Genomic DNA, 19,671 nt, shown 5'->3' on the forward strand with positions numbered 1-19,671 from the left:
CAACGGGGTCACCGATGTGTCACTGCGCGGGCACGCCCCAGGGGGTTGCTCAGCCCTGGACGGGCGGAGCGGGGACCGGGACGGGAACCGGCTTGGCGGTCCGCTCGGTGATGGAACGCGGGCCACGGCCGATGGCGACCATTCCCGACTGGACGAGCTCACGGATGCCGAAGGGCTCGACGACCGCGAGGAAGTCCTTGAGCTTGTCGGCGTTGCCGGTGATCTCGACGGTGATCGCGTCGGGCGAGACGTCGACGACCTTGGCCTTGAAGAGCTGGACGGCGTCGAGGACGTTGCCGCGGGTGTCGACGTCAGCCTTGATCTTGACCAGGGCCAGTTCACGACGGACCGACGCGGGACGGTCGAGCTCGACGATCTTGATGACCTCGACCAGCTTGTTCAGCTGCTTGGTGACCTGCTCGAGCGGGAAGTTCTCGACATTGACCACGATGGTCATGCGGGAGACCTCGGAGTGCTCGGTCGGGCCGACCGCGAGGGAGTCGATGTTGAAGCCACGACGGCTGAACAGGCTGGCCACGCGGGCCAGGACACCGGGCTTGTTCTCGACCAGGACGGAGAGGGTGTGCTTGGTCATCAGATGTCGTCCTCGTCGAACTTGGGCGCCATGTCACGGGCGTACTTGATGTCGTCGTTGCTGGTGCCGGCGGCGACCATCGGCCAGACCATCGCGTCCTTGTTGACCCGGAAGTCGACGACGACGGGCTGGTCGTTGATCTCCATGGCCTTCTCGATGGTGGCGTCGACGTCGGCCTCGGAGTCGCAGGACAGGCCCACGCAGCCGTAGGCGTCGGCCAGCTTGACGAAGTCCGGGATCGGGCGCGCCGGACCGGTGTGCAGGTCGGTGTTGGAGTAGCGCTCGTTGTAGAAGAGGGTCTGCCACTGGCGGACCATGCCGAGCACCTCGTTGTTGATGATCGCGACCTTGATCGGGATGTTGTTGATCGCGCAGGTGGCCAACTCCTGGTTGGTCATCTGGAAGCAGCCGTCGCCGTCGATCGCCCAGACGGTCGAGTCGGGCATGCCGACCTTCGCGCCCATGGCGGCGGGGACGGAGTAGCCCATCGTGCCCAGTCCACCAGAGTTGAGCCAGGTGTTGGGGTTCTCGAAGCCGACGAAGTGGGTGGCCCACATCTGGTGCTGACCGACACCGGAGGCGTAGATGGCCTCGGGGCCGGCGATCTTGCCCAGACGCTCGATCACGTACTGCGGGGCGAGCGAACCGTCGGCGGGCTTGTCGTAGCCGAGCGGGTAACGCTTCTTGTTGCCGGCACAGAAGTCGATCCACTCCTCGTAGTCACCTTCGTGACCGGCAGCCTTCTCGGCCTGCAGGGTGTGGAGCAGGTCGACGAGGACCTCCTTGGCGTCGCCCACGATCGGGACGTCGGCGTGGCGGTTCTTGCCGATCTCGGCCGGGTCGATGTCGGCGTGGATGACCATCGCGCCGGGCGCGAAGGAGTCCAGGTTGCCGGTGACGCGGTCGTCGAAGCGGGCACCGATGGAGATGATCAGGTCGGCGCGCTGCAGACCCATGACGGCTGCGACGGTGCCGTGCATGCCGGGCATGCCGAGGTGCTGGACGTGGGAGTCCGGGAAGGCGCCGCGGGCCATCAGGGTGGTGACGACCGGGATGCCGGTGAACTCGGCCAGGGCACGGAGCTCCTTGGACGCGCGGGAGCGGATGACACCGCCACCGACGTAGAGGACCGGCTTGCGGGCACCCAGCATCATGCGGGCGGCCTCACGGATCTGCTTGCTGTGCGGACGCGTCACGGGACGGTAGCCGGGCAGCGTGATCTCGGTGGGCCACTGGAACGTGGTGGTGGCCTGCAGGACCGACTTGGTGACGTCGACCAGGACCGGGCCGGGGCGGCCGGTGGAGGCGATGTGGAACGCCTCGGCAACGACGCGCGGCAGGTCCTCGGCCTCGGTGACCAGGAAGCTGTGCTTGGTGATCGGCATCGTGATGCCGCGGATGTCGGCCTCCTGGAACGCGTCGGTTCCGATGAGGGACTTGCCCACCTGACCGGTGACGGCGACCATCGGGACGGAGTCCATGTAGGCGTCAGCGATCGGGGTGACGAGGTTGGTGGCACCGGGACCCGAGGTGGCCATGCAGACGCCGACCTTGCCGGTCGCCGCCGCGTAGCCCTGGGCGGCGTGGCCCGCAGCCTGCTCGTGGCGTACGAGGACGTGGCGGATCTGGGTGGAGTCCATCAGGGGGTCGTAGGCCGGGAGGATCGCGCCGCCGGGAATACCGAAGATGTCAGTGACACCCGCGTTCTCCAGGGACTTCACCAGGCTCTGGGCGCCGGTGACCGTGCTGCCCTGCTCACTCATCTGCTGTCTCTTCCTCTGCTGCCCTGCTCGTCCGCCGGGAGGCGGCCAACTGTGTGTGCCCAACAAAAAACCCCCCGGCCGTGACGGCAACGGAGGGCGACGCGTGCGTCTGAGGACTCTCGGTGTCCCGACTCACGCGTCGAGGCGTACGAGAATGTCCTTGCGCATGTAACAACGGTCGCGCCCGGGGCACCCCACGTCAAGGGATTCTGTCACGCCGTCTTGAATAGTGGTCAGGCGATCCCAGATGCTGGCCACTCTGAGCGTCGAGTGCGTGGCAAGTCACATCAGCCCCATTGGTCACGTCCGGAACCCTGTCCGGCGCAGGGTCCACCCATTGAGGGGTGGCACGGACGCGCGCTTCACGAAACGTCGTCGTCATCATCTCGTGAAGGCGTTCACACGAATGTCACGGAACGGTGACGCCTCTGTCGTGACGCCGGCCTACCTTTTTCTCAGGGCTCCCTGCAAGGGCCGTTCCCGGTCGCTCCCTCCACAATGACGTGTCGTGGAGCGACCGGGAGTGGGAGCAGGTTCCGAGCCACCAGCACGACACTCAGGCCGAGCGAAGGCCGGGTCAGCGTCGCTCGACGAGCGCCTTGCGGGCCACCCGCCGCAGGCTCGCCAGCACCGACGGCCCCAGGACGGCGATCGCGACCGCGTTGGTGATCGCCCGGCCGGTGTCCCAGCCACCTGTCGAGGTCACCAGCGTGTAGACGCCGAAACGGTGCAGGTTCTCGCCCAGGGGCGCGCCCGCGACGTACGAGAGCGAGGTCGCCTCGTAGCCGGGCACCTCGATGCCCAGGGCCAGCGGCCAGCCCCACATGTTCATCAGGAGTCCGTAGGCGTACGCCGCGACGACGCCGTAGGCCACCAGCATCCAGATCTCGGCGCGCCCGCTCACGCGACGCGGCAGGAATCCCGCCCCCATGCCGACCCAGCCCGCCACCAGCATCTGGAACGGGAGCCACGGGCCGACCCCGGCGGTGAAGAGCGCCGAGACGAACAACGACGTGCACCCCAGCACGAACCCGAAGACCGGCCCGAAGACCCGCGCGCCGAGGATCAGCAGGAAGAAGATCAGCTCCAGGCCCGCGACCCCGGCACCGAGGCCGCGCAGGACCCCGTTGATCGCCGAGAGCAGGCCGAGCACCGCCACCACCCGGGCGTCCATGCCGCCCTCGGTCATCTCGGCCAGCACCATCAGCAGCAGCAGCGGCATCAGGGCGACGAAGAGGAACGGCGGGTCGACGCGTTGGCCGTCACCCACCTCGAGGAAGAACGGCCAGGCCAGCATCATGAACCCGACGACGCTCACCAACGCCAGCACCAGCGCCGAGCGCGGGCCGACGCGGAGGCGGTCGTCGAGCAGGAACGAACCCGTCAGGTCGGTACTGCGACTGGCGAGACGCCGCGTGGAACGACTCACGACGCGACCCCGGAGAGTGCCTCGGCCACCTCGTCGACGCGCAGCCACGGTGCACCGAGCACCTTGGTGACCTGCGGGGCGAAGGCCGGGGACTCCGCGACCACCTCACGGGTCGGGCCGTCGGAGACCACCTCACCGTCGGCGATCACGACGACGCGGTCACAGGCCAGGGCCACGAACTCGACGTCGTGGGTGGCCACCAGCACCGCGGTGCCGGAGTCGGCGAGGTCGCGCAGCATCGTAGCGAGCGCAGCCTTGCCCGGGTAGTCGAGGCCTCGGGTGGGTTCGTCGAGCAGCAGTACCGGCGGACGTGAGGTCAGTACGACGGCGACGGCGAGGGCGAGCTTCTGGCCCTCGGAGAGGTCACGGGGATGGGTGGCGTCGTCGATCCCGGGTGCGAGGCGTTCCAGCAGACCTCGGCAGCGACCGGCCTCGGCACCGGATCCGGCATCGGCGGCCGCGCACTCCTGGCCCACGGTCTCCAGGTAGAGCAGGTCGGCGGCCGTCTGCGGCACCAGCCCCGAGAGCGCCCGACGTCCGTCGACACCGGCGGCGTGCGGGTCGGTGCCGGCAGTGCGTACCTCTCCCCCGACGCGTCCCAGGCGGCCCTGGAGGGTCCAGAGCAGCGTCGACTTCCCGGCACCGTTGCGTCCCATCAGGGCGCTGACGCGTCCGGGGTGCAGGGCCAGGTCGACGCCGTTGAGCACCGGGGTGCGGTCGTGGGCGACCACCACACCGGTGGCCTGCAGCGCAGGAGTTCCGGTGGCGGCAGGCAGGTCGACGGGGGTGACGCGTCCGGTGGCGACCGCGTCGGCGAGGACGGGGCGCAGCTTCGCGACGTGACGTCGGGCCTCACGCACGTTCAGTGGCAGCGGCGACCATCCGGCCGCGCGGCCCAGATCGACCAGCGGCGGGACGATCGGGGACGACTCCAGGACCACCTGCGGAACGTCCACCTCCAGGGTGCCGTCGCCGCGCAGCAGCACCATCCGGTCGGCGAACGGGACGACGCGTTCGATCCGGTGCTCGGCCACCAGCACCGAGACACCGAGGTCGGTGACCAGACGGGTGAGCGTGGCGAGGACGTCCTCGGCAGCGGTGGGGTCGAGCGCCGAGGTCGGTTCGTCCAGGACCAGCAGGCGCGGGTGGACGGTGAGGACCGAGCCGATCGCGACGCGCTGCTGCTGGCCGCCCGAGAGGGTGCGCAGGTCGCGGTGGCGCAGGTCGGCGATGCCGAGGAGGTCGAGGGTCTCCTCCACCCGACGACGCATGACGGCCGGGGCGAACCCCAGCTGCTCCATGCCGTAGGCGAGTTCTTCCTCGACGGTGTCGGTGACGAACCAGGCGGCCGGGTTCTGCCCGACGTAGCCGATCCGGTCGGCGCGCTCCCGGGCCGGGAGGGCCAGGATGCTCTCGCCGTCGAGGGTCACGTCGCCGCGCAGCACTCCCCCGGAGTAGGTCGGGACCAGTCCGGAGACGACGCCGAGCAGGGTCGACTTGCCGGCGCCGGTGGGTCCGGCGAGCAGCAGGAACTCTCCGTCGGAGATCGTGAGGTCGACGTGGTCGAGGATCAGGCGGCCTGCGTAGCCGAACTCGATGTCGTGGAGCTGGATCATCGAACGACCTCTGCTTCGCTGTGGAGGGTGTCTGCGTGCGGGGCGGTGCGGTTGCGCACGGTGGGGGCGGGCGGTGCGACGAGCAGCGGGAGCAGCGCCACCAGCGGCGGCACCAAGATCCCGAGCGTCGCGGGTGGAGGACCCGTCACGCCGGGGTGCAGATCCATGAGGTGGTCCTTCGACAGCCAGGCCCAGGCCAGCGCGGCGATCACCGCGGAGGCGGCGACGCAGATCTCCTCCCGGTGCCAGGTCTCGGCGCGGTAGCGGGTCCGCTGGACACGTCGTCCGGCACTCGCGGTTCCTGCGACGGCGCAGACGACGCCCAGGGCGAGCATCGGCCAGCCGACCCACGCCGGGGTGGTGCGGTCGAGGAATCCGTAGACGCCGACGCAGGTGCCGAGGACCCCGACCACCATCAGCGCACCGGTGACCCGGCGGGCCTTCGGATCGACGGCACCGGAACGTCCGTAGCCGCGGGCGTCCATCCCGGCCGCCAACGACAACGACCGCTCGAAAGCGTCCTCCAGGACCGGGACCAGGAGCCGACGGAGGCCGCGGAAGCGCCCGGTCTCCCCGCCCCGGAGTTCTTGGGCGTGCTTGACCCGTCGGGCCGAGTCGGCCAGCTGCGGCAGCACCGAGACGGCGACGACCATCGCGGAACCGATCTCGTACAGCGCCGGCGGAAGCACCTTGAGCAGACGCTTGGGGTTGGCCAACGCGTTGGCGGCACCGAAGGCGAGCATGATGCAGGCCAGTTGCATGCCGTCGTAGAGACCGGCGAGCACCTGTTCCCGGGTGACCGGACCGAGCAGCTGGATCCCGGCGGCGAAGTCAGGCAACGGGATCGCGGGCAGGTCCACCAGGACGGTTCCGGTGGACGTCCCGCCGAGCAGCACCCGGAACAGGACCCGGACGACGACCGTGATGCCGGCCAGCCACAGGTAGAGCTTGAACGCGCGCGCCCAGGTGCCGTCCCCGCGGCAGGCGTACACGACGGTGCAGGTGACGACGGCGAGCAGGACGAGCGCCCACGGGTTGGTGGTCTGCGAGGCACAGGCGGCCATGCCGACGGCCCACGTCCACCACGCCACGGGGTGCAGTTCACGGGGTCCCCGCACGCGAGGTGCGCGGATGCTCGTCCTGTTCGTCTGAGTCATCGGGTCAGGCCTGTGCCTTGCGTCGACGGACCACGACGGCGCCGCCGACACCGGCCACGACGACGATCAGCACGACCGGCACCCAGACGGGCAGGCCCTCGTCGACGTTGACGTCGGTCCCTTCCGGGGCAACCGTGTGGTCGGCGGCAGCGGTGGCGAGGTCGGCCGGGCTGACGTCCGGCGACGAGGCACGCCCGCGCCCGGTGTGCCAGACCAGAGCGACGGCTCCGCCCTGCGGAGTGCGCAGCGAACTGAGTCCCTGGGCGGAGTAGACCCACTCGGTGTCACCGGCGGCAGCCCACCAGATTGCCCAGTAGGCGTCGGCGGGGGAAGCGTTGACGCACGCGTCGTCGGCAGGGAGACCCTGGACCCGACAGACGAAGCCGGGCGAGCGGGACGCCCACGTCAGCTCGACACCGGCATCGACGATGCTGCGGTCGGCGCGTTCACCAGCGACGTCGTCGTCACACGCGGTCAGGCGGCCGGGTACACCCTCGGGGCCGTCAGGGTCGCTGAGGGCTCCGAAGTCGACCAGGACGCGGACGCCGTCAGCGGCGCACGCTCCGCCGGTCCCGGGGTCGGCCGCGTGGGCACCGACGGTGAGCGTGCTCGCCGTCAGCACCACGGCGAGCGCGAGCGCACGCAGGTGAAGCAGCAAAGTCACTTCGCCGCCGGTGCACTCAGTGCCGGAACGACCTGGGCAGCGACGCGAACCCACTGGGTGCGGTCGAGCGGGTCGGTGATGCCGTGCTCACGACCGGCCTCCAGTGCCGCGGTGTCGTAGGCGAGTGCACCGATCTCGTCGGCAAGCTTGCCCCTCTCCCCCTCGGTGATCTGCAGGCCCGTCAACCACGCGGCGGCCTTGTCTGCTTCGGCGGTGGCGCCGAGGTCACGCAGCGCCCACCCGGCCAGACCGGTGGAGTTGGCGTTGACACCGTTCTCGGGGTCGGCGAACGAACCGTCCTCGGCCTGCTGGGAGACCAGCCAGGCGCGGGCGTCGTCGAGGGCCTCGGAGACGTCGTCGGACGCCTTCTCGGCGACGGCGGCGAGCTGGACAGCGACGATCGCCGTCACGTCGGCCGCCTGGTCGCCGAGGTCGCCCGCGGCGTCGCAGTCCTGCTCGGCGGCGTCTGCTGCCGCGAAGTCGAGGCGGAAGAAGCCGGCCTCGCACTGCTGGTCCAGCAGGAAGTCGACGGCGTCGTCGGCCAGGGGGCTGCCGGCCAGAGTGAGGCCGGCGGCGGCGTAGGCCTGACCCAGGGTGTTGGCGTAGTCGCCGTACTCGGAGGAGTCGCTGATGCGTCCCTGCGCCTCTCCCTCGCGAGTGACGGTGGACTCGACCCGCTCGACGAGGTCGAGGCCGCCGAAGTCAGTCGCATCGCGTTCCTGGGACAGGGCCAGGACGAGTGCCTTGGCGGAGGCGCCGGAGTAGATCTCGGTGCCAGCACCGACGTAGGTGGCGAGGTCTGCCGCGACGGCGTCGGTGATCTTCGCACTCCGGTCGGCGGCCTGCTCGACGGCGTCCAGCGCGAGCACGAGGTCGATGCTGCCCCCGAGGTCGACGTTGGTGCTGGTCTCGCCCTCCCACGAGGAGGTGACCTCGAGGAGCGAGCCGTCGTTGAGTTCGTCGAGAACCCACGACGCGGCGGTCTCGGATGCTGCGGCCGTGCTGCCCGCCGCGGCGTCGTCGTCCTGCGACGAGCAGCCAGCCAGGGACGTGGCGGCCAGTGCGGCAGCAGCGAGCGCCAGCACGACGGGGCGTGGGGTCAGGAAGTTCTTCATGAGGTCCTCTCCGCTGCGACGGCGGAGGACGCCCACGGGCCTGTCCCGGGGTCGAACTCGCCGTTTTCCTCGACAGCGTTGGTTCGGAACGTCCCGTGACGTGCGGTCCGGCTCACGGCCCCTTGCGAGAAGGGACCGTCTACGGTTGCGGGTCAGCGCCGGGATTCGACCGGCTTCTCCGCCACGGGCGTGTTGATGCTGGGTGCTTCTGAATGGTGCCCCACGAGGGTAACTCCGCGCGCAGGAAATGAGGACACCCGGACCGCGGGGCGGTCCGGGTGTCCGTGCTCACTGCTGCGACGAGCGTCGCGTGAACGGTGGGGCGTCAGTTCAGGAGAGCTTCTCGATGATCAGCTCGCGGACGCGACCGGCGTCAGCCTGCCCGCCCATCTCCTTCATGACGGCACCGATCAGGGCACCGGCAGCGGCCACCTTGCCGTCACGGATCTTGTCCGCGACGCCCGGATTGGCCTCGATCGCCTTGTCGACGGCCGCGGAGAGCGCGCCCTCGTCGGAGACGACGGCCAGGCCGCGCTTCTCGATGACCTCTTCCGGCGTGCCTTCACCGGCGAGCATGCCCTCGATGACCTTGCGGGCCAGCTTGTCGTTGATCGTCTTGGCCTCGACGAGGCTCTGGATCTTCGCGACGTCGGCCGGGGTGATGCCCAGCTCGGAGATCTCGACGCCGTCCTCGTTGGAACGACGGGCGAGCTCACCGAGCCACCACTTGCGAGCGGCCTGCGGGGCGCAACCCTCCGCGACGGTCTGCTCGACGAGGCCGAACGCACCGGCACCGATGGTGTCGCGCATCTCCATGTCGGAGAAGCCCCACTCGATCTGGAGACGGTTGCGCTTCACGGTCGGGTTCTCCGGCAGCGTGGCACGCAGTTCCTCGACCCACTCGCGCGACGGCGCGACGGGGACGAGGTCCGGCTCGGGGAAGTAGCGGTAGTCGTCGGCGTCGGACTTCTCGCGACCCGACGTGGTGACACCGGTGTCCTCGTGCCAGTGACGGGTCTCCTGAAGGATCGAACCGCCCGCGGTGAGGATGGCGCCGTGGCGCTGCATCTCGTAGCGGACCGCACGCTCGACCGAGCGGAGCGAGTTGACGTTCTTGGTCTCCGAACGGGTACCGAGCTTCGTCTCGCCCTTGGGAGCCAGCGACAGGTTGACGTCGGCACGGATCGAACCCTGGTCCATGCGGGCGTCGGAGACGCCCAGGGCCACGATCAGGTCGCGGAGCTGACCGACGAACGCGCGAGCGATCTCCGGAGCACGCTCACCGGCGCCGATGATCGGCTTGGTGACGATCTCGATCAGCGGGATGCCGGCGCGGTTGTAGTCGACCAGCGAGTGGTCGGCACCCTGGATGCGGCCGGTGGCGCCACCGACGTGCAGCGACTTGCCGGTGTCCTCCTCCATGTGGGCGCGCTCGATCTCCACGCGGAAGATCTCGGGCTGGCCGTCAGCACCCTCGATGGAGACGTCCATGAAGCCCTCGAACGCGATCGGCTCGTCGTACTGGGACGTCTGGAAGTTCTTCGGCATGTCCGGGTAGAAGTAGTTCTTCCGCGCGAAGCGGCACCACTCGGCGATCTCGCAGTTGAGCGCGAGACCGATCCGGATCGCGGACTCGACACCCTTGACGTTCACGACCGGCATCGCACCGGGCAGACCCAGGCAGACCGGGCAGACCTGGGTGTTGGGCTCGGCACCGAACTCGGTGGGGCAGGCGCAGAACATCTTGGTGTTCGAGTTCAGCTCGACGTGGACCTCGAGGCCCATCGCCGGGTCGAAGTTCTCGAGAACCTTCTCGAAGCTCATCAGCTTCACGGGTGCGGCGCTCATGCGCGGACCTCCTCGATCTCGGGAGCCTGGGAGAGCAACGGGGCACCCCAGCCCTTCTCCAGCAGTGCCTCCAGCGCGGCGCCGACCTTGTACAGGCGGGCGTCGGAGTGGGCGGGAGCCTGGATCTGGAAGCCGGACGGCAGGCCGTCCTCGTCGGCGAGACCGTTGGGCAGGGAGATGCCCGGGACGCCGGCGAGGTTGGCGGGGATGGTCGCGAGGTCGTTGAGGTACATCGCGACCGGGTCGTCGAGCTTCTCGCCCAGCTTGAACGCGGTGGTCGGCGCGGTCGGCGAGACCAGCACGTCAGCCTGCTCGAAGGCGGCAGCGAAGTCGGCCTGGATCAGGGTGCGGACCTTCTGGGCCTGACCGTAGTAGGCGTCGTAGTAGCCCGAGGAGAGGGCGTAGGTGCCGATGATGATGCGGCGCTTGACCTCGTCACCGAAGCCGGCGGCACGCGAGGCACGCATGACGTCCTCGGCGGACGGGTCGCCCGCAGGCGTCACGCGCAGGCCGTAACGCATGGCGTCGAACTTCGCCAGGTTGGAGGAGACCTCGCACGGCATGATCAGGTAGTACGCAGCCAGGGCGTGGGTGAAGTTGGGGCACGAGACCTCGACGATCTCGGCACCGGCAGCCTTGAGCAGCTCGAGCGACTCGGTGAAGCGAGCCATGACGCCGGGCTGGTAGCCGTCGCCCTGCAGCTCCGTGATGACACCGACCTTGAGACCGGTCAGGTCGCCCTTGGCGCCCTCACGCGCGGCCTCGACGAAGCCGGTGGGCTCGTCGGTCAGCGAGGTGGAGTCGAGGGGGTCGTGGCCGCCGACGAGCTCGTGCAGGAGCGCGGAGTCCAGGACGGTGCGGGAGACCGGGCCGACCTGGTCGAGGGAGTTCGCCATGGCGACGAGGCCGTAGCGGGAGATGCCACCGTAGGTGGGCTTGACGCCGACCGAGCCGGTGACGGCTGCGGGCTGACGGATCGAGCCACCGGTGTCGGTGCCCAGGGCCAGCGGGGCCTCGTAGGCAGCGACGGCGACGGCCGAGCCACCACCGGAGCCACCGGGGATGCGGGTCTGGTCCCACGGGTTGCGGGTGGGTCCGTAGGCGGAGTGCTCGGTGGAGGAACCCATCGCGAACTCGTCCATGTTGGTCTTGCCGATGATCGGCAGACCGGCGGCCTTGATCTTCGCCACGACGGTCGCGTCGTACGGCGGGATCCAGCCCTCGAGCATCTTGGACGCGCAGGTGGTCGGGACACCCTGGGTGGCCAGGACGTCCTTGACCGCGATCGGCACGCCGTCGAGGTAGGAGGCGGGGGTGCCGGCGGCACGGCGCTCGTCGGAGGCCTTCGCCTGGGCGAGGGCTCCTTCGGCGTCGACGTGCAGGAAGGCGTGGAGGCCGGCGTCGGCGTTGCCGTCGACGGCGGCGATGCGGTCCAGGTGGGCCTGGACCAGCTCGACGGAGGTGACTTCGCCGGCGGCGAGGGCCTGGGCCAGCTCGTCGGCGGTCTTGGTGATCCAGTTGTTCACTGCTCGTCTCCCAGGATGCGCGGAACCATGAAGCGCTGCTGCTCGGAGGCCGGAGCCATCGCGAGAGCCGCTTCGGCGGTCAGACCCGGCTTGACGACGTCCTCACGGAAGACGTTGGTCAGCGGGATCGGGTGCGACGTCGGAACGACGTCGTCGCCCACCGCGTCCTTGAACGAGGCGACGGACTCGAGGATCACGTTGAGCTGGGGAGCCATGTGGTCGAGTTCGGCGTCGGAAAGGTCGATCCGGGCGAGGTTCGCCAGGTGGGCGACCTCTTCCCTGGTGATCTCAGGCATGCAGCCGTCCTTCAGTGTTGTCGGTACGTTGCGATTCTAGGCGCGTGGGTGCGCGGAGCCGGATTCCGTCTGGCCCCGAGCACGTGCAGTGGTGGGGCCTCAGGCCTCGAGGGCGTCGGGGCCGCCCTCGAGCAGCGTGACGAACTGGGCCTCGTCGAGGGTGCGGAGTCCGAGTTCCTCGGCCTTGGCGGCCTTGGAGCCAGCGTTGGCGCCGAGGACGACGAAGTCGGTCTTCTTCGACACCGAGCCGGACGCCTTGCCGCCGCGGGAGATGATCGCCTCCTTGACCGAGTCGCGGGAGAAGTTCTCCAGAGAACCCGTGGCCACGATCGTCAGGCCGGCCAGGGTCTGCGGGAGGGACTCGTCCTGCTCGTCCTCGGTGCGCACGCCGGCGGCGGCCCACTTGTCGAGGATGCCGACGTGCCACTCCGCCCCCTCGCCGGTGAGCCACTCGCGCACCGAGGCGGCGATGATCGCGCCGACGCCCTCGGTCTGGGCCAGCGTCTCCTCGTCGGCAGCGCGGATCGCGTCCAGGGAGCCGAACTCCGCAGCCAGGGCGCGGGCCGCGGTGGGTCCGACGTGGCGGATCGAGAGCGCGACGATGACGCGCCACAGCGGAACGCTCTTGCGCTCCTCCAGGCTCTTGAGCATCTTGAGCCCGTTCTCGGTGACCTGCGGCCCCTCCTCGCCCTTCTTCGGGCCCCGGGTGAAGAGGCTGGTGCGCAGCAGGTCGTCCGGGGTGAGCGCGAAGAGATCGCCCTCGTCCACGAGAACGCCCGCATCCAGCAGTGCCTTGGCGGCCTTCCACCCCAGGCCTTCGACGTCGAAGGCACCGCGTCCGCCGACGTGCTCGACGCGTTCGACCAACTGGTTGGGGCAGGACTGGTGGTTGGGGCAGCGCCGGTCCTTGTCCCCGGCCTTCTTCTCCACCAGCTCGGTGCCGCAGGAGGGGCAGTGGGTGGGAGCGACCCACTCGGGCGGGCGCTCCTGACCCTCGACCAGCACCGGCCCGAGGATCTCGGGGATCACGTCGCCGGCCTTGCGCAGGACGATGACGTCGCCGGGGCGGACGTCCTTGCGCTTGACCTCGTAGAAGTTGTGCAGGGTCGCCATCTCGACGGTGGAGCCCGCCACCTGGACCGGTTCCATGACGCCGTACGGGGTGACACGTCCGGTGCGGCCGGTGTTGACCTCGATCGACTTCAGGAGCGTGTGCACCTCCTCGGGCGGGTACTTCCAGGCCACGGCCCAGCGCGGCGCGCGGCTGGTGGAGCCGAGCTGGCGCTGGACGGCGACGGAGTCGACCTTGACCACGACGCCGTCGATCTCGTGCTCCACCTCGGCGCGGTTCTCGCCGTAGTACGCAATGAACTCACGCACTCCTGCGAGGTCGGGGACCACGGTGGCGCGGGTGGACGCGGGGAGACCCCACGCCTTGAACGCCGCGTAGGCCTCGGACTGTGAGGCGGGCTCGAACCCCTCCCGGAACCCCATGCCGTGGCAGACCATGTCGAGGTGACGCTCGGCAGTCTTGGCCGGGTCCTTCTGGCGCAGGCCACCGGCTGCGGCGTTGCGCGGATTCGCCAGCTCGTCCTCGCCGTTCTCGACGCGGGCGGCGTTGACCTTGCGGAAGGTGTCCTTGGCCATGAAGACCTCGCCGCGGACCTCGACCACGGCCGGGACCGGGTGCTCGACGGTGCCGGTGAGCACCTCGGGGATGGAGGCGATGGTGAGCACGTTGGCGGTGACGTCGTCGCCGGTGGTGCCGTTGCCGCGGGTCAGCGCACGCTCGAGGCGACCGTCACGGTAGAGCAGGTTGATCGCGAGCCCGTCGACCTTGACCTCGCAGAGCAGCGGCGGCGTGGCGATCCCGGAGTCCTTGACGACACGGGCGTACCAGGCGGCGAGTTCGTCGTCGTCGAACGCGTTGTCGAGGCTCTCCATGCGCTGGAGGTGGTCGTAGGAGGCGAACGGACCACCCGTCAGGGGTGCTCCGCCGACCCGCTGCGTCGGGGAGTCGGCCGTCTGCAGCTCCGGGTGCTCCGCCTCGAGAGCCTTGAGCTCTCGCATGAGCGCGTCGTACTCGGCGTCGGTGATCGAGCTGGAGCGCTCGGAGACGTCGGTGTCGTAGTACTCGGCGTCGGCGGCCCGGATCTGGGCCACCAGTGCCTCGTGCTGCTGGACGAGGGCGGGATCGAGCGCAGCAGCGGGCTCGGCGTCGGCGTTCTGCATGGGCTCCATCCTGCCTGTTGGCGCCGACGATTTCAGCAGCGGCCGCGCGACGCACGCTCGGCGCGGGTGACCCTGCCCACGGCCGAGCAGTACCGACCCGTAACCGAGTGAGAGGTCGTATATTTTCCGGTGCACGTTGTCCAGCCCTGCCGTGAGGACCCCATGAGCAACTCCACCCCCGACACAGCGCCCGCTGCGTCCACGCCTGAGGGCGGTGCCGGCGCCGCTGGCGTCAGCCTGCGCAAGGCGCTCGTCCTGATCTCCGTCGTCCAGCTGATGCTGGTCCTGGACGGCACGATCACCAACATCGCCCTGCCCCACGTGGCCCGCGACCTCGGCCTGAGCCAGTCCGCGCTCACCTGGATGGTCACCGCCTACGCGCTCACCTTCGGTGGCCTGCTCATCCTCGGCGGTCGTCTCGGCGACATGCTCGGACGACGACGCACCTTCACCATCGGTCTGTGGATCTTCGCCGGGGCCTCCCTCCTGGGCGGTTTCGCCACCGAGGGCTGGATGCTGCTCACCGCCCGTGGACTCCAGGGCGTCGGCGCCGCACTGGCCTCCCCCGCCGCACTGGCCCTGATCACCACCAACTTCCCCGCCGGCCCCGAGCGCAACAAGGCGATGGGCATCTACGCCGGCATGTCCGGCATCGGTGCCGCGATGGGTCTGCTGCTCGGCGGCTGGCTGACCGGCATCGAGTCGATCTTCGGTCTGGTCGACGTCACCGGCTGGCGCCTCACGCTGCTCATCAACGCGCCCATCGGCATCATCACCGCTCTGCTCGCACCGCGCTGGCTGCGTGAGTCCGACCGCAACCGCAACCCCCTCGACATCGCCGGCACCCTCACGGTCACGCTCGGCATGTTCTCCCTCGTCTACGGCCTGACCAAGGCCGGTGACGCCGACGGCGGTTGGACGCACCCGCAGACGATCACCTTCGGCCTGGTGGGCATCGCCCTGCTCGTCGCGTTCATCGTCATCGAGCGCACCGTCAAGCACCCCCTGCTGCCGCTGCGCATCATCGCCGACCGCACCCGCGGCACCTCGTTCGCCGCGATGCTGTTCGCCTCGATGGCGATGATGAGCATGTTCTACTTCAACGGCCAGTTCGTGCAGCGCATCGTCGGCTTCGAGCCCTTCAAGGCCGGACTCGCGTTCCTGCCGTTCTCGATGTCGGTCATGATCGGCACCATCGCCTCCTCCAAGCTGGTCGCGAAGTACTCGATCCGCTGGATCACCGGCGCCGGAACCCTGCTGGCGGCCTGCGGCCTCTTCGGCTTCTCCCGCTACTCCGTCGACGACTCTCCCGAGCACGCCGTCGCGCAGTTCGCCCAGGGCCTCACCGTCGGCGCGGACTCCTTCACCTACGTCACCGACCTCTTCCCGTTCCTGGCCCTCATGGGCGTGGGCATGGGCATGGTGTTCGTGCCGATGACGCTGACCGCGATCCACAACGTCAAGACCGAGGACCAGGGCGTCGGCTCGTCGGTCCTCAACACCGTCACCCAGATCGGTGGCGCCTTCGGTCTGGGCCTGCTCAGCACCATCAGCCTGCACTTCATCAACGCCCGCAACGACGAGGTCACCGGCCCCGTCACGGCGCTGTTGCAGCAGGCCGGCATCGACCCCGACGCCCCGCTCCCCGGCACCGGCCAGAGCTACCTCGACGCCGTCCTGTTCCAGACCTCCTACACCGAGGGCGCGACCGCAGCGTTCGTCGCCGCAGCCGGGCTGATGATCCTGGCCTCGATCGTGATGGTCTCCTTCATGCGCGTCCAGCCGCACGAACTCGGCCAGGCCAAGCGCCCCGGGGCTGCCACCGACGACGAGACCCCGGTCGACGCTCCGGCCTGACCTCTCGGCACGTCTGATCCACCCGCTCCGCTCCCGGACGTCATAAGAATCCGGGGTGGGGGCAATCGATTCCTATGACGTCCCGCGCCCTTCGGTGCGGGACGTCATGGCTTTTCAGGGCCAGGACCCCGGATTCCTATGACGTCCCCGTTGGCAGGGCGGCGTCAGCGCAGGTTGGCTGCGGTCGAGACCGAGAGTTCGAGGGCTCGTCGAGCCCACGCGGTGCTGGCACCGGCGAGGCCGCAGGCCGGGGTGACGAGGACGCGGTCGGCGACCTCCTCGGGGTCGAATCCGATCATGTCGAGCCACCGCATGACCTTCTCCACCACCGGACGGTCACCGGGGTCGGTGGCCGGGGCAACGGTGGGCAGCACGCCGAGGCCGAGCACTCCGCCGGCCTCCACGTGTTCGGCCAGCGGCTCGAACGCAGCAGCGTCGAGCATCGAGAGATCGGTGAGCAGGCCGGTCGCTCCGGCGCCGCGCAGCAGCGACCAGTCGACACCGGGAGCGCAGGAGTGCACCCAGGCCTCGGCGCCAGCGTCGGTGACGGCACCGAGGACGTGTTCGAGCAGGGCCGAGGCCTCGGGCGGGTGCACGGTGCGGTGCTTGCCGAACCCCGACGCGGTGGGGACGCGGGCGTTCATCACCGCCGGCAGGGCGGGTTCGTCGACCTGCACCACGATCCGGGACGCCGACGGCACCCGACGACGCACGTCGGCGACGTGGTCACGCAGTCCTTCGGCGAGACCCTGGGCGAGGTCTCGGCGAGCACCGTGGTCGGCGACCAGCTTGTCTCCGCCGGGACGTTCGACGGTGGCCGCCAACGTCCACGGTCCGGCGACCTGCACCTTGAAGACCCCGTCGAACCCCTGGGCGTGCTCCTCGAGGGTGTCGAGGTCCTGGCCAACGAGCGAACGGGCCCGACGCTGGTCGACGCCGGAGGTGGCGTGGATGCCGGTCAGGCGCCAGCCCGCGGGCTGGAGGTCGGCGGAGAGTTCCGCGACGAGGGCGAGCGAGCGGCCCACCATGTCGGCGGCCGCTCCACGCCCCGGCATCTCGGGCAGGTGCGCGACGTCGGGCAGCAGCCCCATGACGGCCTTGACGGCCTCGGTGTAAAGGACCGCGTTCTCGGTCTCGGCGTTGAGCACCGCTCCCCCGGGCATCGAGCCGATGCCGGTGGCGGCGGGACCGAACCGGACCGGTTCGACGGCCACCTCGGCGGCGTCGAAGTCCTGACCGGGCAGGAGCAGACTCATGCGTCCACGCGACGGGTCGAGGTGATCGTCGCCGAACCCACCACGCGGGAACCGTCGTAGATCACGACGGCCTGGCCCGGCGCGATGCCGAAGGCGTGGTCGTGGAGCTCGACGGAGACGTTCTCGCCGTCGGTGACGACGGTGGCTCGGTGCTCGTCGCCGTGGGCGCGGAGCTGCACGGTGCCTTCGAGGCGGGTGGGGACAGTGCCGCACCAGCGGGCCCGGTCGGCCTCGATCGCCTCGACCCGGAGACGCTCACGGGCACCGACCCGGACGGTGCCGGAGACGGGCTCGATGTCGAGGACGAAGCGGGGCTTGCCGTCGGGCGCGGGGCGGCCGATCTTGAGACCCTTGCGCTGACCGATCGTGTAGGCGACGGTGCCCTCGTGCTGGCCGAGCACCTCACCGGTGACGTCGTCGACGATGTCGCCGCCGTCGTTGGGGGCGCGGTCGCCGAGCTTCTCCTTGAGCCACCCGGCGTTGTCGCCGTCGGCGACGAAGCAGATGTCGTGGCTGTCGGGCTTGTCGGCCACGAGCAGCCCGCGGCGCTCGGCCTCGATCCGGACGTCGGGCTTGGTGGAGTCACCGAGCGGGAAGAGCGAGTGCGCGAGCTGGTCCTGGGTGAGGACGCCGAGCACGTAGGACTGGTCCTTGGCGTGGTCGACGGCGCGGTGCATCTCGATCAGGCCGTCGGCGCCGGTCTCCAACTGGGCGTAGTGGCCGGTGGCCACGGCGTCGAAACCGAGCGCGAGGGCACGATCCAGGACGGCGGCGAACTTGATCTTCTCGTTGCACCGCAGGCACGGGTTGGGGGTGCGTCCGGCTGCGTACTCGTCCATGAAGTCCTCGACGACGTTCTCGTGGAACTCGTCGGACATGTCCCAGACGTAGAACGGGATCCCGATCATGTCGGCAGCCCGACGGGCGTCGTTGGAGTCCTCGATCGTGCAGCACCCGCGGGCACCCGATCGGTACGACGCGGGGTTGCGCGAGAGCGCCAGGTGGACGCCGGTGACGTCGTGACCGGCCTCGACGGCGCGTGCTGCGGCGACGGCGGAGTCGACTCCGCCGGACATGGCTGCCAGAACCCTCATCAGTGCCTCCGGTAGGCGTTGCGGGCACGCTCGACGGCGGCCCCGATGGCGGCGACCACCGCGTCGACGTCCGACGACGTCGAGGTGTGGCCGAGAGTGAAGCGCAGGGAGTGCCGGGCCTCGGCGGCATCGCGTCCCATCGCCAGCAGGACGTGGCTGGGCTGCGGGACCCCGGCCGAGCAGGCCGATCCGGTGGAGCAGGCGATGCCCTGGGCGTCGAGCAGCATCAGCAGCGCGTCGCCCTCGCAGTCGGGGAACCCCAGGTGAGCGTTGCCGGGCAGACGGTGCACGGGGTCGCCGTGCAGGTGCGCGTCGGGAACCACCTCGATCACCCGACGCACCAGGTCGTCACGCAGCGCGGAGACCCGGGCGGCGTGCTCGGCCTGACGGGCCACCGCAGTGGTGACGGCGGCGGCGAAACCGGCCACAGCGGGCGGGGCGAGGGTGCCCGAACGGATCCCGCGCTCCTGTCCACCGCCGTGCAACAGCGGGGTGAAGCGGAGGTCACGGCGGGCGACGAGCGCACCGATGCCGTAGGGGCCACCGAGCTTGTGGCCGGTGAAGGCGAGGGAGTCGACACCGCTCGCGGCGAAGTCGACCGGGACCGCCCCGACGGCCTGGACGGCGTCGGTGTGGACCGGGATGCCGTGGCGGTCAGCGATCGCGACCACCTCGGCGACCGGCTGCAGGGTGCCGACCTCGTTGTTGGCCCACATCAGGGTGACCAGCGAGACCGAACCCGGATCCCGTTCGACGCTGGCCTCGAAGGCTTCCAGGTCGAGACGGCCGTGCTCGTCGACGGGGACGAGCTCCAGCTCAGCACCGGCTTCCTTGGCGAGCCACTCGAGCGGGTCGAGGACGGCGTGGTGCTCGACGGCGCTGGCCAGGATCCGGCGGCGGGCCGGGGCGGCGGAGTGGCGGGCCCAGTGAATGCCCTTGAGCGCGACGTTGTCGGACTCGGTGCCACCGGAGGTGAAGATCACGTCGCCGGGGCGGCAGCCGAGGACGCCGGCGATGGCCTCACGGCCCTCCTCGACGACGCGGCGCGCGGCCCGTCCGGCACCGTGCAGGGAACTGGCGTTGCCCACCTTGGTCATCTCCGCCGTCATGGCTTCGATCGCCTCGGGCAGCATCGGGGTGGTCGCTGCGTGGTCGAGGTAGACGGTAGGTGCACTGACGCTGTTCATCGCCTCCCAAGAGTACGCGAGCCCCGGTGCTGGCCC

15 protein-coding genes are annotated in these 19,671 nt (G+C 70.0%); 1 reads left to right on the plus strand and 14 read right to left on the minus strand.

The window, feature by feature from the left end; translation table 11 throughout:
* Positions 1 to 49 precede the first annotated feature (49 nt).
* The 11 genes from ilvN to ligA all read right to left on the minus strand — a co-directional run bounded on the left by ilvN (position 50) and on the right by ligA (position 14,280).
* Positions 50 to 595: an acetolactate synthase small subunit gene (ilvN, locus tag EOV43_RS10895; RefSeq protein WP_128221305.1), complete on the minus strand. Its 546-nt coding sequence runs from the start codon at positions 593 to 595 to the stop codon at positions 50 to 52.
* Positions 595 to 2,358 carry an acetolactate synthase large subunit gene (locus EOV43_RS10900; RefSeq protein WP_128221306.1) on the minus strand — a complete coding sequence of 588 codons (1,764 nt, stop codon included), beginning with the start codon at positions 2,356 to 2,358 and terminating at the stop codon, positions 595 to 597. The genes ilvN and EOV43_RS10900 overlap by 1 nt, the downstream gene beginning before the upstream one ends.
* A gap of 577 nt (positions 2,359 to 2,935) precedes the next feature.
* Positions 2,936 to 3,787 (minus strand): ECF transporter S component, encoded by an 852-nt coding sequence (locus EOV43_RS10905; RefSeq protein WP_239022095.1) that lies wholly within the window; start codon positions 3,785 to 3,787, stop codon positions 2,936 to 2,938.
* A complete protein-coding gene (locus EOV43_RS10910) occupies positions 3,784 to 5,403 on the minus strand; it encodes an ABC transporter ATP-binding protein (RefSeq protein ID WP_128221307.1) in 1,620 nt (539 codons plus the stop codon). Before EOV43_RS10910 ends, EOV43_RS10905 begins: the two co-directional genes overlap by 4 nt.
* The gene (locus EOV43_RS10915; RefSeq protein WP_239022096.1) at positions 5,400 to 6,521 is read right to left on the minus strand and encodes an energy-coupling factor transporter transmembrane component T; all 1,122 of its coding nucleotides are present in this window, start codon (positions 6,519 to 6,521) and stop codon (positions 5,400 to 5,402) included. Before EOV43_RS10915 ends, EOV43_RS10910 begins: the two co-directional genes overlap by 4 nt.
* Before the next feature lie 43 nt (positions 6,522 to 6,564).
* Complete coding sequence (locus EOV43_RS10920) at positions 6,565 to 7,224, minus strand: hypothetical protein (RefSeq protein ID WP_128221309.1); 660 nt, start codon at positions 7,222 to 7,224, stop codon at positions 6,565 to 6,567.
* Positions 7,221 to 8,339 (minus strand): prenyltransferase/squalene oxidase repeat-containing protein, encoded by a 1,119-nt coding sequence (locus EOV43_RS15460; protein ID WP_164878700.1) that lies wholly within the window; start codon positions 8,337 to 8,339, stop codon positions 7,221 to 7,223. The genes EOV43_RS10920 and EOV43_RS15460 overlap by 4 nt, the downstream gene beginning before the upstream one ends.
* A 330-nt stretch (positions 8,340 to 8,669) precedes the next feature.
* On the minus strand, positions 8,670 to 10,187 hold the full coding sequence (gene gatB / locus EOV43_RS10930; protein WP_128221310.1) for an Asp-tRNA(Asn)/Glu-tRNA(Gln) amidotransferase subunit GatB: 1,518 nt from the start codon (positions 10,185 to 10,187) through the stop codon (positions 8,670 to 8,672).
* Positions 10,184 to 11,713: an Asp-tRNA(Asn)/Glu-tRNA(Gln) amidotransferase subunit GatA gene (gene gatA, locus EOV43_RS10935; RefSeq protein WP_128221311.1), complete on the minus strand. Its 1,530-nt coding sequence runs from the start codon at positions 11,711 to 11,713 to the stop codon at positions 10,184 to 10,186. Before gatA ends, gatB begins: the two co-directional genes overlap by 4 nt.
* On the minus strand, positions 11,710 to 12,009 hold the full coding sequence (gene gatC, locus EOV43_RS10940; protein ID WP_128221312.1) for an Asp-tRNA(Asn)/Glu-tRNA(Gln) amidotransferase subunit GatC: 300 nt from the start codon (positions 12,007 to 12,009) through the stop codon (positions 11,710 to 11,712). Before gatC ends, gatA begins: the two co-directional genes overlap by 4 nt.
* Before the next feature lie 99 nt (positions 12,010 to 12,108).
* Positions 12,109 to 14,280 carry an NAD-dependent DNA ligase LigA gene (ligA, locus tag EOV43_RS10945; RefSeq protein ID WP_378528781.1) on the minus strand — a complete coding sequence of 724 codons (2,172 nt, stop codon included), beginning with the start codon at positions 14,278 to 14,280 and terminating at the stop codon, positions 12,109 to 12,111.
* Positions 14,281 to 14,403: 123 nt separating this feature from the next.
* Between ligA and EOV43_RS10950 the strand changes: the two genes are divergently transcribed.
* Positions 14,404 to 16,098 carry an MFS transporter gene (locus EOV43_RS10950; RefSeq protein WP_128221314.1) on the plus strand — a complete coding sequence of 565 codons (1,695 nt, stop codon included), beginning with the start codon at positions 14,404 to 14,406 and terminating at the stop codon, positions 16,096 to 16,098.
* A gap of 164 nt (positions 16,099 to 16,262) precedes the next feature.
* Here EOV43_RS10950 and EOV43_RS10955 read toward each other — a convergent pair whose 3' ends face one another.
* The 3 genes from EOV43_RS10955 to EOV43_RS10965 are packed head-to-tail and all read right to left on the minus strand — an operon-like array spanning position 16,263 to position 19,635.
* A complete protein-coding gene (locus EOV43_RS10955; protein WP_128221315.1) occupies positions 16,263 to 17,354 on the minus strand; it encodes a uroporphyrinogen decarboxylase/cobalamine-independent methonine synthase family protein in 1,092 nt (363 codons plus the stop codon).
* The gene (gene mnmA / locus EOV43_RS10960; protein WP_128221316.1) at positions 17,351 to 18,448 is read right to left on the minus strand and encodes a tRNA 2-thiouridine(34) synthase MnmA; all 1,098 of its coding nucleotides are present in this window, start codon (positions 18,446 to 18,448) and stop codon (positions 17,351 to 17,353) included. The genes EOV43_RS10955 and mnmA overlap by 4 nt, the downstream gene beginning before the upstream one ends.
* Positions 18,448 to 19,635 carry a cysteine desulfurase family protein gene (locus EOV43_RS10965; RefSeq protein WP_128221317.1) on the minus strand — a complete coding sequence of 396 codons (1,188 nt, stop codon included), beginning with the start codon at positions 19,633 to 19,635 and terminating at the stop codon, positions 18,448 to 18,450. The genes mnmA and EOV43_RS10965 overlap by 1 nt, the downstream gene beginning before the upstream one ends.
* Positions 19,636 to 19,671: the final 36 nt, after the last annotated feature.

This window comes from Nocardioides yefusunii, assembly GCF_004014875.1.
Classification (GTDB): domain Bacteria; phylum Actinomycetota; class Actinomycetes; order Propionibacteriales; family Nocardioidaceae; genus Nocardioides; species Nocardioides yefusunii.